Origin of the sequence: Microbacterium sp. 69-7, assembly GCF_001897985.1 — a bacterium.
Lineage (GTDB): Bacteria > Actinomycetota > Actinomycetes > Actinomycetales > Microbacteriaceae > Microbacterium > Microbacterium laevaniformans.
This window is the reverse complement of the sequence record NZ_MKRU01000085.1, coordinates 33604-46493: the sequence shown is the minus strand read 5'-3', so window position 1 is coordinate 46493 and position 12890 is coordinate 33604. Positions and strand designations below refer to the sequence as shown.

At 64.2% G+C, this 12890-nt stretch carries 9 protein-coding genes; 7 read left to right on the top strand and 2 right to left on the bottom strand.

The window, feature by feature from the left end; genetic code table 11:
* Positions 1-8 precede the first annotated feature (8 nt).
* Complete coding sequence (locus BGN98_RS08785) at positions 9-1490, top strand: LamG-like jellyroll fold domain-containing protein (protein WP_288120906.1); 1482 nt, start codon at positions 9-11, stop codon at positions 1488-1490.
* Here the strand turns inward: BGN98_RS08785 and BGN98_RS08780 are convergent.
* Positions 1487-2761 carry an O-antigen ligase family protein gene (locus BGN98_RS08780; protein WP_288120904.1) on the bottom strand — a complete coding sequence of 425 codons (1275 nt, stop codon included), beginning with the start codon at positions 2759-2761 and terminating at the stop codon, positions 1487-1489. The two genes, BGN98_RS08785 and BGN98_RS08780, sit on opposite strands and share 4 nt — an antisense overlap.
* Positions 2762-3062: 301 nt before the next feature.
* Positions 3063-3803 (bottom strand): SGNH/GDSL hydrolase family protein, encoded by a 741-nt coding sequence (locus tag BGN98_RS08775; RefSeq protein ID WP_288120902.1) that lies wholly within the window; start codon positions 3801-3803, stop codon positions 3063-3065.
* A gap of 246 nt (positions 3804-4049) precedes the next feature.
* Between BGN98_RS08775 and BGN98_RS08770 the strand changes: the two genes are divergently transcribed.
* From BGN98_RS08770 to BGN98_RS08745, 6 genes are all read left to right on the top strand, one after another.
* Positions 4050-4958: a tyrosine-type recombinase/integrase gene (locus BGN98_RS08770; RefSeq protein WP_288120901.1), complete on the top strand. Its 909-nt coding sequence runs from the start codon at positions 4050-4052 to the stop codon at positions 4956-4958.
* 106 nt (positions 4959-5064) lie between these two features.
* A complete protein-coding gene (locus BGN98_RS08765) occupies positions 5065-5781 on the top strand; it encodes a hypothetical protein (protein WP_288120899.1) in 717 nt (238 codons plus the stop codon).
* Between the two features lie 83 nt (positions 5782-5864).
* Positions 5865-6215 (top strand): hypothetical protein, encoded by a 351-nt coding sequence (locus BGN98_RS08760; RefSeq protein WP_288120897.1) that lies wholly within the window; start codon positions 5865-5867, stop codon positions 6213-6215.
* A 45-nt stretch (positions 6216-6260) separates the two neighbouring features.
* Positions 6261-10037 carry a phage tail tape measure protein gene (locus BGN98_RS08755; protein ID WP_288120895.1) on the top strand — a complete coding sequence of 1259 codons (3777 nt, stop codon included), beginning with the start codon at positions 6261-6263 and terminating at the stop codon, positions 10035-10037.
* Positions 10037-10984, top strand: coding sequence for a hypothetical protein (locus BGN98_RS08750; RefSeq protein ID WP_288120893.1), 948 nt, complete (start codon positions 10037-10039; stop codon positions 10982-10984). The genes BGN98_RS08755 and BGN98_RS08750 overlap by 1 nt, the downstream gene beginning before the upstream one ends.
* Positions 10981-12564 carry a hypothetical protein gene (locus tag BGN98_RS08745; RefSeq protein ID WP_288120891.1) on the top strand — a complete coding sequence of 528 codons (1584 nt, stop codon included), beginning with the start codon at positions 10981-10983 and terminating at the stop codon, positions 12562-12564. The genes BGN98_RS08750 and BGN98_RS08745 overlap by 4 nt, the downstream gene beginning before the upstream one ends.
* Positions 12565-12890: the final 326 nt, after the last annotated feature.

The following is a 12890-nucleotide window of genomic DNA, read 5'->3' as shown; positions in this document are numbered from 1 at the left end:
TGGGCTACATGACTGACTACCGCGGGTCCGGCTATCGTCTCGACGAGTTCATCCCTGAGCGCGATATGGGTGGTGTGCTCGCGCACTTCGACCCCGACGATGTTCCCGGGTCGAACGGAGCGAGCATCTCAACATGGGCGGCTCGCTGGGGCGGAGTCACCTTCAATCTCACCCCGGCGGCAAAGCCTACGGTCCTCGCAGCCGCGATCACCGATGCTGAGGGTCGGCCTCACAAGATGGTGCGCTGCGCGACGTCCTCCTACCTGCGCAACGTCACGTCGATCAACGACACGGCTCCGTCCGGCGGGCATCCTCAGCCGCTGAGTTTCGTCTTCGTCATCCGGATCACGGCGTCCGCGGCGACGGCTTCCAACCATCTGGTTTTCGGCGCGTCTGGAGCGAACCTCCAACTCGCGCAGCAGGGCCAGGCCCTCTACGTCAACGCCGGAACGGCGGGGAACGTCCAGGGGCCGGAACTCACCGACGGAGCCGTGCACGTCGTGGTCGCGACGATGACGACTGCTGGATGGCGGATCTACGTCGACGGCTATCTCGTCGGATCGACGTCGGGAACTCAGCAACAGGGCAGCGGCGTGCTCGGAAACCTCTTCATCGGCTCGGGCCTCGGAGTTGCTCTGCCCGCCGGAGTCACATTCGACTACGGCGACCTCATCGTTTCGACCTCGCCCATCACGCCGGCTCGAGTCGCCGCCGTCACGGCAGCGCTCGCGAAGAAGTGGGGGATTGCAACCACTGGGGCGCAACGCAACGGCGTCGACTTCGTGGATACCGTTGACTCGGCGGGCCAGCCCGTCCGTTACTGGATGCCTCCCGGAACCGGGGCTGCTCCACTCCTCATCTGGTCGCACCCGTACACGCAGACGGAGCAGATCGCACATGGCGTCAATGTCTACCCGTGGGTGCACGCGGCTGTGCAGGAGGGGTGGATGGTCGCGGCATCTCGCATGCACGACGCGAACTGGGGTAACGACCAGGCGCAGACAGATATCGCGAATCTGCACACGCTGATCAACGGGATCCGTCCTGTCTCCAAGACGCTGCTCGTCGGTGGCTCCATGGGTGGTCTGGCGTCGATGATCGCGGCAGCCCGTGGCACCGTCCCGAACATCGCGGGTGTCGCAGTGAGTGACGCGGTGCTGGACCTCGTCTGGGCTTACACCGGCAACTCCGGAGGCTATACGTCCGCGATCAACGCTGCGTACGGCATCTCTGCCGTCGGCGGCATTCCGGCGGCGAACGATCCGATGCAGATCTCGGCATCAGCATTCGGTGGTCGGCGCTACCGCTTCTACGCGTCGAGTTCTGACGCGAGTGTCGCGAAGTCGGCCAACGTCGATGCGTTCCGGACGAAGATCGGATCGGTTGCCGCCGAAGCGGGGCTGGTGACGCACAACACGAGCGGGCATCTGAATGCGGGAGCCTTCCCTCCCGCAGATCTTGTCGCGTTCGCGAAGCGGTGCGGACTCTAGCTACCGGCCATCGTCGGCACCATCGTCGTTGATGCGGCGATGCTCGCGCTCTCCAGTTTCCGAAGGCTGGACAGGGAGAGCGCGAGCATCGGCCATGCCACCCAGGAGATGTAGGAGAACGAGTAGAAGTTGGTGGGAGACTCAAGCCAGCCGAGAACAACGAAAGTAACGGGCCAGGGCGTCAGCGCCCAATATCCAAGACGGCCCAGTCGCCAGGAGTGGCGGAGCATGACGAGCCACAGGACGACGAGGGCAGCTAGCCCGACGCCTCCCGCCAGTAGCAAGGTGTTCACGGCCATATTGTGACCGTGGTAAGCGAGCGCGCCAAAGTTGGATTGGCTTTCGGATATTCGGTAGTAGACGTCAACGCCGAAGCCGAGGATCGGACTTCCGTGCGCGAACTCAAGGGACCGCGACCAGATGTATCCGCGCCCGGAATAGGCAGCAGGATCGTTGTTGAGAAGCACGATGAGGAACGTGATTGGAACCACAGCAACGTAGATGCCAATCAGAAGGACTCTGGCGAGGAAGTCGGCGCGATGCGTCAACACGTACCAGATTCCGGCGACCAGGAGTCCGAGAATTCCAGCTGTGAGGCCGGTACGTGATCCGGTCCAGAGCAGTCCGAAGAGGACGATGACCACGCTGATTGCGCGTGACCTCGGCTTCTCCAGGAGAAGTACCGTGGGGAGTCCGAGAGCTAGTGTCTGTCCGAGATTGTTCGGGTGGTAGGTCGGCCCGACAAGGAGAGTGTCGCCGATAAACGCCTTGGCATCCGGTACGCCGGCTTGGCTCATCAAGGCGACTGACGGCAGAAGAATGCCCATGGCTATCGAGACGACAGCAATGACGACGGTGAGGCGTCCGATAAGTCGGATGAGCCGAATCGGATCGTCGTAGCTTGCGATCAGGACGCCGATCAGTGCGTAGATGATCACCGCTACGCCGACGGTGTGGGACGCAATGTAGCTCGACACTGTAACGGCAGCGCAGGGAGCTAGATAGAGCCAGAGCCACCGGGGGAACCTCAACGTCCTTCGAAGCGCATCATGAACAAACGCGGCCGCCGTGGTGACCACGACGAGTGCTTGCAGGATGGCTTGCGAGGTTGCGCTGAGAGAGGTCTGAGCGAAGGTCTCGCCGAGCTGCGCTACTGGCCTGCTACCGAGGGTGACCTGAAGCAAAGACGGGATGAACGCGTAGCCGAAGGCGAAGATGATCGCCGCTCCCGCGATACTGCGGTATGCCGCGCGGGGCTTAGACCTCGTCATCACGTGCACTCTTGTTCGTTCTGAACTGAGAGAGACGCTCTACCAACGCCGCTCCGATCGCAACCAGAACGAATACGAGCATGGCGCACATCGCGACTGTCGTGATGACCGTTCCGGGGCCTGCAAGGAGCGTCACTAAGATCGCAGCAGCCACGACGACCAGCGAGGCTCGCATCAGAGTGTCCGGCTGCATAGACGAATCATGTCATGCGCACGTTGCGTGCGTGTGACGGGGCCCCTTGAGCGCTGGGCGATCGCGGTGACTTCCACGGGGTGCGCCAGCTAAACGCTGTAGTCGCGGTCAGATCCCGAGAGCCTGAATGGCGCTGACCAGGCGGGTTGCGAGGTAGTCGTAGCCCGCCTGGTTCGGGTGGTACTTGTCGTCTTGGAGAAGGCCGTCTGCGGCCATCGTGCTCATCCACGACTCGCCAAGGGGGTCAATCGTCATCGCCCCAAGATCACGTGCGGATTCAAGGATGATGGTGTTCATCTCTTCGACGTCGCTGGTCACGTCCGGGTACGGCCAGTAGATCCCGACGACGACGACCTTGGCGTCCGGTGCCGCGGTCTTCGCATTCCCGATCGTCTCTCGCACGGCTGCGCGGAATGCCCCGGGATTCTGCGGGTAGAGCTTCACGTCGTTGAGTCCGCCGGAGATCATCACCACGGAACTCTTCGCTGGCACACCGCTCGAGCGGCCCGGATATGGCGCCCTGGCGCCGCCTCCACCGTCAGCAAGGTAGCCGGTTCCCGATTGACCCATCGCGAACATCTGCCAGTTCATGGCCTTCGAGACCTGCGCCGGAATCGTGTTCGCGGTTGCGCCATAGCCTTCGATGTACGAGTCCCCAAGGAACGCAGCGCGAGGAAGCTGCGTTTGGGTCGGCATGGGTTTGGGCGTGAAATCAGCGACGTTGGGCGCGGCCGGGCCGGATCGAAGAGCGGCCACCGTCAACGCGATCGCGAGGATCGCGAGAACTGCGACACCAGCGATCGACCAAGGCAGCGCTGGACTGCGCTTCGAGCGACGTCGTTTCCCCATGCCGCCAGGTTAGCGGGTCCATACTGTCGCTCGAACCTGACCACTGCTCCATCGATAGTTCAGCATCACGACACAGCCCCCGGCTGGCCCTCACGGGCCGGTCGGGGGCTTTCGTCGTGCGCGAACACCGGCCGCTGTGTCCGAGGGGCGTCGTAGGCTGGGAGGCTCCCAAAGACGGGAGCGGCCCGAACCGGTGTTGGAGCACCGGCCGGGCCTTGGCAACATCCAGGATGAGTGGAGATCGCCGTGAGCGACACTACCGCGCCAACGCGCACCCAACCCAGCCCCCTCGCCGAGATCGCCCGCACAGGGTTTCTCGACCGGTACACCGCCGGCACCCGCCGCCTCTACGAACTCGACCTGCGGCTGTTCTTCGCATGGTGCGCGGAGCAGCAGCTCGACCCGCTCGACGCACGCCGACCGCACCTCGAAGCATTCGGCCGCCACCTGACCATTGAGCGGGGCAACAGTCCCCGCTCGGCGTGCCGGCGCTTGCAGACGATCCGATCCTTCTACCGTCTCGCCGTCGTCGACGAACTCATCGACCGTGACCCGACGATGCTTATGCGCATGCCCAGGTGGCACGTCGACCGGTCCACCATCGCCTACCTCACCCCAGCGCAAGTCGGGCAACTGCTCCATGCGGCAGAGACCATGTCGCCGGCGCACCACGCGCTGATCGCGTTGATGGCGATGCTCGGCCTCCGAGTGTCCGAAGCGTGCGCCGTGCAGATCGAAGACCTCACCGAAGATACGCTCGGCTACGTCGTCCTCACCGCGACCCGCAAGGGCGGGAAGACGTCACGGATGCCGATACCCGTCCCACTGCTCCGCATCCTCCGCCGCGCGATCGGTGACCGCACGACCGGGCCGGTGATCCTCACCCGTACGGGCCGCCAGCAGAACCGCCGCGGCGCGTACGACTGGTTCAAACGCGCCGCCACGCGCGCAGGACTCCCCGACAACGTGCACCCGCACACGCTCCGCCATGCCGCGATCAGCGCGCTCGTCAACGCCGGCGTACCCATGCATGAGGCGCAAGAGTTCGCCGACCACTCCGACATCCGCACCACCGCGCACTACTACCACCGACCCCTCACCCTCGACCAGCACGGAGCGCACGTCACCGCGAGACTCTTCGCCGCCGCAGCCTAGGGAGGCACCCGGATCGAGTTGCGCCGCACTCCTGATGGGCCGCCGCACGTTTGCAGATTTAGTCCACTAAACTGGATCCTGACCACTTAAAGAAGGAGGCTCCGCCGTGGGCAAGAAGAACGACCAGATCGAGATCGAAGAGATCGTTGATGAAGCGCGTAGCAACATGAACCTGCGCGAACGCCTGCTTGGTATCACTCGCCGAGAGAAGACGATCAATGTCTACACGGACGAGGAGACGGGCGAAGCGCTCGGCGGCGCTGAGGATCTGCTGATCCCGGGGACCACCTTCAAGTCCGGCGACAAGCGTCGCTGGGGAGTTCTCGGAGAGCTGGATCTCCTGAACGAGCGCGCTGAGCGGCTCGCCATGCAGATCGAGAACGGCGAGATCACCGAGGATGACGCCGCGCCCGAGATCGAGAAGATCGAAGCGCGCATGCCCGAGCTTCGCACCGAGGCGAGGAAGCTTCTCGCCAAGCTCAACAAGACGTCATTCGCGTTCACGCTGCGCGCGGTCCCCGAACTGATCATCAAGGATGCGCGCCGGCAGGCGAAGCACAACCTCGAGATCAAGGGAAAGGTGCCCGAAGGGCGCCTGGATGAGTTCAACGAGGAGCTGTACAACGTCCTCATCGCGTCGGCCGTCACTTCCTGGGTCGACAACGAGACGGGAAGCACGCACCACTCGCTGAGCGTCGAGGACACCCGCACGTTCCGAGAGCTTCTCCCCCGCAGCGAGTTCCCGAAGCTCGTCGAAGCGTTCGATGAGCTGTCGGCGCAGGCGCACATTGCGCGCTCGGCCACCGACGACGTGGATTTTTGACGTCGTACCTTTGGTCGAATGCCGGGTCGGTTTTTGTCGAGGCCATCGAGGCAGCGATCCGGGCAGGGGTACGCCCAACAACGATGATCCTCGGCGAGGACAATCGCAAGCCCTACTCGCAGATGGATGTGCTCATTTCGCTCGCCTACGAGCGCTATAAGAACGAGACGTGCCCCGAGCACGGCGGACCCATCTGGCTATGTCGGAACGCTGATCCCACCCTCCAGGTCAAAGTCGTCGATACGCCGGCGTGCTACGCGACCCAGGAGGTGCGGCTCTATGAGGAAAAGCACAAGGATGACGACGAGAAGGTCTCAGTTAAGGCTGAGTTCTACTCACGCATCGACCTGCCGTTGCATAAGTACCGTGACCGTTACTACGCCGATCTGATGGCCCCCGATGAGGAAGACGAGCCCGCGGACGCCGCAGATTAGTCCACTAAACTGATAGGACGAACGGCATAGACGGAGACGGGCGCAATGGCTGAACTCGATGCGGTAGCCCGCCTCAGGTTCATCGCCGACGGCGCCAAGCAAGTCGAAGACGCGATCGCGCGCGTGCGCGATGAGGGGATCGCTCTCGACAAGAGCTTCGACCGGCTCGAGCGCGACATGTCGCGCCTGTCGTCGACAGCGTCCAAGCTCTCCACGGATGTCGGCTCAGCGGGCTCCGCCGCCCGCCAGTCCTCGCAAGACGCCACTCGTGCGGCTACGGGGTGGGACGCGTACTCCAAGAGCCTCCTCGCCGCCCAGAAGGCGCAGCGCGACGCTTCGCAGCGCTCGGTGATGAGCCAGTTCGGTGCCAGCGCGATTCCCGCGAAGTCCGCCGAGAACATGACGATCGGCGAGCGGCGGGCCACGCTTGCCGCCTATGAAGCGCAGACCGTTTCGGTCATCGGCAAGCTTCGCCAGATGGAGGCGGCCGAGCAGGCGGTGAACAAGGCTGTCGCTGAGCGCTACGCCGCGGCGAAAAGCCAGTCTGCACGCAGTTCGATCTCCTCCGGTGTCAGCGGGTTCTTCGACAACGCGGGCAACGTGTCCAACATCACGGGTGCACAGAAGTGGCTCGCCGATTACGACGCGCAGGTCAACGCCCTCGCCTCGAAGTCCTCCCCCAGGCTCCGCTATGCCCTCTACGACGTAGCGTCCACTGCTGGCGTGCTGTCGACGGCGATCACGTCCGCTGGCGCGGCAGTCGGAGTGCTCGCCGCTCAGCAGGAGTCGGCGTTCACCAATGTGCAGCGCACGCTCGACGGCGGAACGACCGAGTCCGTCGCACGCCTGCGCAAGGAACTCGTCGGGCTCACACGTGAGATCCCCCAGTCGTTCGCCAACATCGCAGAGATCGCGACCCTGGGTAACCAGCTCGGCATCCAGGCGCAGGACATCGGCCGGTTCACGGAGACGGTCGCGAAGTTCTCCGCCGTTACCGGCATCTCCGCTGAGGCCAGTGCCCAGGCATTCGGCTCGCTCGGTCAGATCCTCGGCGTCGGCGCCAGCCAGTACGAGAACCTCGGCTCCTCGATCGCGTATGTCGCGCGTACGAGCGTGGCCACTGATGCCGAGATCCTCTCGCTCACCAGGGAGATCGGCCAGCAGGCAACGTCCGCAGGCTTCGCCGCCGATCAGGTTGTCGGCCTTGCGGGCGCGCTCGCGTCGCTGCGAGTGCCGCCTGAGCGTGCGCGCGGCGCCCTGACCACCTACTTCCAGACGCTCAACCAGCTCGTGGCAGAAGGCGGCGACAAGCTCGACCTGTTCGCCTCCCTCGTCGGCCGCACGTCACAACAGCTCACTGCCGATGTCGTCGGCGGTCGTGGCGCGCAGGTCTTCAAGGATTTTGCGGTATCACTCAGCCAGCTCAACACGGTCGACGCCACGCGTGCTCTCGATGAGCTGGGGCTTTCGCAGCTTCGCGTAGCTGACACCTTCACCCGCGTCGCCGCCAACCTCGAGGTCTACGATCAGGCCCTTGCGGGCGCCTCGCAGTCCTTCCGCGATGGTAAGGAACTCGGACGCCAGTATGCGATGGTCGTGGATGACATCGCGAGCCGCTGGCAGATCTTCATCAACGCCGTCCAGGAGGCGGGAGCCGCCGTCGGCGCTGTCCTCGGCCCAGCGATCGTCACTGTGCTCGATCTCCTGGCCAAGGTTGCCCAGGGCTTCGCGTCCTTCGTCAACACCCCACTCGGCCAGGGTCTTGTCACTCTGTCCGCAACCATCGGTGGCATCACTGCTGCCCTGGCGGGCATCGTCACGGTCAGCGCTCTCGCTGTCGGGTCTCTCGCAGCCGTTAGGACGGCCGCCGTCGAGCTGGGCATCGTCTCCGCCGGAACGACAACGGGACTGAGCGGCCTGGTCGGAGCGCTCCTCGGACTCCAGACCGCAACCGGCGGTGCAGCGATCGCGTTCAAGGTGCTCAAGGGTGCCATGATCGCCACGGGCATCGGCGCTGTGGTCGTTCTGCTCGGCACGCTCATCCAGATGGCTGGCGGTGTCGGCCCCGCGATCATCGATGTCGTCAACTTCCTCGAGCTGATGTACAACTCGGTCGGCAAGTTCGCGACCCCGTTCCGCAACCTCTTCGGCGTCATCGGTGGGCTCGCCGCCATGTTCGACCGCTTCTCGGGCAGCGCGCTCACCGCCGCACAGATCGTCGATCTCGTCGGAAAGGTCATCTACAACTCCATTGTCCAGACCGGTCAGGATGTCGTCGGTGCCGCCCAGGGATTCGTCAACTGGGGTCGCGCCGTCATATCGGTGGTCACCGCCGTTGCCCGCCAGCTCCTCGGCCCCCTGTCCGGCATCGTGGGCATGTTCCAGCAGGCTGGGCAGCTCATCGGGGCAATCCTCAAGCCCATCGGCGACGCGCTCAGCGTCTTTGGATCGGGTTTCACCGACGGGCTCGCAGCCTTCGACGGCGCGGTCGGATCCGGGTTCGACCAGATTCGTAACTTCGCCGCCAGCCTGCCGAGCACCGATGACGCTCTTTCCTCGCTCGGCGACACGGCGGCCCTGACTGCTGACAACCTCAATGGCGGAACGGGGAGCCTCGGCGACGCTGCGGATGGCGCGGCGGCGAAGGTGCGTACGCTCACCGACTACGCGAACGACCTCAGCGGCGTCATGTCGCGCGCGTTCGATCTGCGCTTCGGCAACCAGCAGGCCCTCGACACCATTACGGGCTCCTGGTCCAAGATCGCGTCGACAATCGCCGACGCTCGCGAGGAGATGGCTGGCTACGTCACCGACTTGCAGGGCATGGCTGCCGACCGCGCGATCAAGCAGTACTGGCTCTCGGTCGCCGAGAACTACGGCGATGCCCTGCGCGCGCAGCAACTGCGCGCGGACCTGGCAGACCTGGACAAGAAGCAGGCCGACACCCAGAAGAAGCTTGCAACCGCGCAGGACAAGACCACGAAGACCCTCGACGGCAACAGTGACGCAGCGATCGCCAACCGCGCAGAGATCCTCGGCCTGGTCACCAACTACCAGGACTACATCAAGACGCTCGCTGAGAACGGCATGGAGCAGGCGGACCTTCAGGCGACGGCTGCGCGACTGAAGCAGGAGTTCATCCAGCAGGCCGTCCAGATGGGCTACAACCGCACAGAAGTCGACCGCTACGCAGCGGCCTTCGACAGCCTCGGAACCATCATCCGCAACGTTCCGCGCAACATCACCGTCACCGCAAACACCGACCCCGCGTACCAGGCCCTCAACGAGTTTCTCGCCAAGGCGAATGAGGCAACGGCCAGCGCGACGATCGGCGGCATCGGCGGCGGGTTCGACGCGGGCTACGCGGCCGGCAAGACGGTCGGCGAGGGCGTCAAGCGCGGTGTCGGCGACTACTTCAACGACAACCCGCTTGCATTCCGCATCCTTACCCAGGGCCAGCCTGTCTACAACGTGCCCGGCACTAACCTGAAACTGTTCAAGTCGGGTGGATACACGGGTAACCTGCCGGAGAACCAGGCTGCGGGCATCACGCACGGTCGTGAGTACGTCATGTCGGCGCCAGCCGTTCGCAACGCCGGTGGCCCGAACGCGATGAACACGATCCACAACCTGCTGAAGTCGGGCAAGGGCTTCATGCCGAGCGGACTCGCCGCCGTCGGGGGGATGGTCGAGCTGTCCCCCGTCGACCGGGCGCTGCTCGCTGAGATCGCCGACCGTGTCGGGCTGACGATCTCGAACCAGACATTGCAGGCGACCGTGAATGGCGCCAACGGCGCTGCGGTCTCAAGGAGGGCCGGCTGATGCGGTACATGTACTTCGGCACCAAGCGCAAGATGCGCTGGGTGAAGACAGACGCTCCCGGGCGCGACCAGTCAACCAACGGCTACAGCGACCGCCTCGACTACCTCAACGGTGGCGTCGCCACTCGCCGCTCGACCAGTGGGCACCAGGAGTACTCGCTGACGTGGAACGTGATGACACGCGAAGAAGCTCGCGCGATCACCGACTATGCGCACGGCATCTACGGCGACGGGTACATCTACTTCGTCGACCCGGCAGCGGCCGACCAGAACATCCTTAACCCGGCATGGTCGGCACCCGGCATCGGCGCAAAGGATGGCGTCCCGCTGGCCGGGCTGGTGCGACCGAAGAGGATCAACAACCCGGACCTGTCGTGGGACTACCCCGTCAACATGGCTCGCTACGACCTGACGTCGACGGATCCGCGTCGAACCTTCTACATCCCGATGCCTCCAGACTCCGCCGTGATTATCGGAGCGCACGGCGATGCGGCATCGACGCTGGGCATCCAGGTTCAGCCGATGGTCGCTGGCGTCAACGTCGGGCCGCCGGAAGTCATGTCCATCGCGGGTGTGAACACGGACCAGCGCTTCACGCACATCTTCGTCCCCGGCGCTGATCAGGGTGGACTCGAAATCAGCGTCGAGCCGGGGACAGGGTTCGCCACGCTGGCTGGCATCATGGCTCAGGTCGTGCCGATCGGGCTGATCCCAAGCCCAGCTCCCGGGCCCGGATATGGCCTGGACGGTTACGGCGTTGGCCCGTACGGCGGGATCATTCCCGGTCCCGCGATCCCGCTCTTCCTGAATGGCGGCTTCATCCTCGGTCAGGGCACAAGTGGATGCTCCTTCGACGGCATCCCCCGCGCAACGCCCTACCGCCTTGCCGCGCGAACTGAGCGCGTCGGTCTGACCGTGAAGCTCATCGAAGAGGAGGACTACGCATGAGCGGCACGGGCGTCGATGTCACGATCGGTGGGCTTCCCGTCTGGAATACGGGCGCGTACTCGATCACCGAGGACTCCACCCCGACCGCACCAGATGATTCCAGCGGCGGCTACGGACAGATCCAGCTCCCCATCCGGGACAAGGCCGGTGTCAAGAGCCTCAGCGGCAAAGCGCTCACTCTGGAGGACGGGTCGCAGGGCAAGACGAGCGGCATCGTTCGCGGGCTCAGCGGTGACGGGCTTACCGCCCAGATCACCGCGGACTCGCGACTCGGGCTGACCGCCGTCAAGCGCCAGGCTCAACCCTTCGTCGGACTCCTCGGCAATGCGATCCGCTACTACCTCGGACTGTGCGGGGTGACGAGTGGCATCGTTGTTGACTCTTCGCTCGAGCCCGTCGCGGTGAAGCTCCCCGGATGGAATGCGGTCGTCTACGACCAGCTCAAGAAGCTTGCGACCGCACGCAAGTTCGAGGTGTCACTGACCTCAAGCAACATCGTCTTCCGCCCCCTGCGCACCCGGACGGCTGAGAACTACCGCGATGCGAAGTCCTCGTGGGCGCTCGACGAGTCGAACCTAGCTCAGTCCGTAGAGGGCTACTTCTACGACTACGCCTCTGGAACGCAGCTCGCGTACCCGCCCGGCGGGTGGAGCGAGGACGTCACCGTCTACACCCTGAACGCGGGTGAGACGACCGTAATCAACCTCGACATCGATGCTTCACTTTCCTCGGTAGAGCAGCCGACGTGCGTTGCGTTCGTGGGCCGCAACGATTCTGGATCCAGCGTCTACGCGGTTGCTGGCAATGACGGGCTACCGATCCAGCCCGCGCAATGGCTTGCCGGTGGCGGATCCGTCAAGGTGGAAATCGGAGACGACACCAAGAGCCTCAAGGTCACGATCACCGCCTCCTCCGAGACGCAGTACGCGCCTTACCGCATCGCCGTCTCGGCTGGTACCAGCGACTACTACTCTTCGCTGCGCATCCGCGGTACCGGCGTGTTCTTCAACAAGCAGAAGATGACCTTGCCCGCATGCCTGGACGCCGACCGGGCGCCGCAGGAGATCGGCGCCACCGTCGATAACGAGTTCTTCGAGACGCGGGACCAGCTTTATCACGCCCTCCTGCGATCTGCGGCTCGCTACTCCAGCGCGCGGCACACGATCAGCGTGCAGTCCAAGGGCATCAACCGCAGTGGCGAATCCGGCTCCTACGTCTACCCCACGATCGGCGAACTCAAGGCCCTGTACCCCGGCGCCACGATCGGCAGTATCCGCCTTCAGCCTGGCCTTGGCGGGACTATCGCACAGTGGAATGAGACGCTCCGCGACCTTGTCGACGGCGACTTCGTAAACCAGGCATTCGGCAACGTCGCCGGGGCGCGAGTGGTCAGCGACGACTGCGTGCTGCGCATCCGCTCATCGACCCTGGCGCCTGGATCCCTCACCTACACCGCAGAACGTGACATCACGATCAAGGACGTCTTCCGCAGCGGTGAGACTATCGGGCAGTGGAATGCACGCTGGGCTGGTAAGACGATCCGAGACGTGAAGCTGACCCCACTTAGCGGACTAAACTAGGCTCATGCCGAGGATCCCAGATGCCGCCCTCGGTGGGCCCGCAGATCAGCCGTGGAAGCGTTATGTCGACGGAGGGCTGGAGTCGCTCGAGCTTGCACTAAACCGGCTAGCGTCTGATTCAAGCGCATCGGGCAAGGGTCTGGCTGCCACCGCCGACGGGCTCGCGCGTCAGATCTCTGTCCTTGCGCAGCAGACCGCCGATCTTGTTGGTCGAGCTTCCTACCAGAAATCATCTACGGATACGATCTCCTGGTCGAGCAGCGTGACAGGTTCGAGTCCTTTTGGCCCCGAGCTAACCGTTACGCTCAATGAGTCACGCGTTATTT

Excerpts from the sequence above, each read along its gene's own strand:
- BGN98_RS08785 (WP_288120906.1), top strand. The coding sequence starts at position 9 with ATGACTGACTACCGCGGGTCCGGCTATCGTCTCGACGAGTTCATCCCT.
- BGN98_RS08780 (WP_288120904.1), bottom strand. The coding sequence starts at position 2,761 with ATGACGAGGTCTAAGCCCCGCGCGGCATACCGCAGTATCGCGGGAGCG.
- BGN98_RS08775 (WP_288120902.1), bottom strand. The coding sequence starts at position 3,803 with ATGGGGAAACGACGTCGCTCGAAGCGCAGTCCAGCGCTGCCTTGGTCG.
- BGN98_RS08760 (WP_288120897.1), top strand. The coding sequence starts at position 5,865 with ATGATCCTCGGCGAGGACAATCGCAAGCCCTACTCGCAGATGGATGTG.
- BGN98_RS08755 (WP_288120895.1), top strand. The coding sequence starts at position 6,261 with ATGGCTGAACTCGATGCGGTAGCCCGCCTCAGGTTCATCGCCGACGGC.
- BGN98_RS08750 (WP_288120893.1), top strand. The coding sequence starts at position 10,037 with ATGCGGTACATGTACTTCGGCACCAAGCGCAAGATGCGCTGGGTGAAG.
- BGN98_RS08745 (WP_288120891.1), top strand. The coding sequence starts at position 10,981 with ATGAGCGGCACGGGCGTCGATGTCACGATCGGTGGGCTTCCCGTCTGG.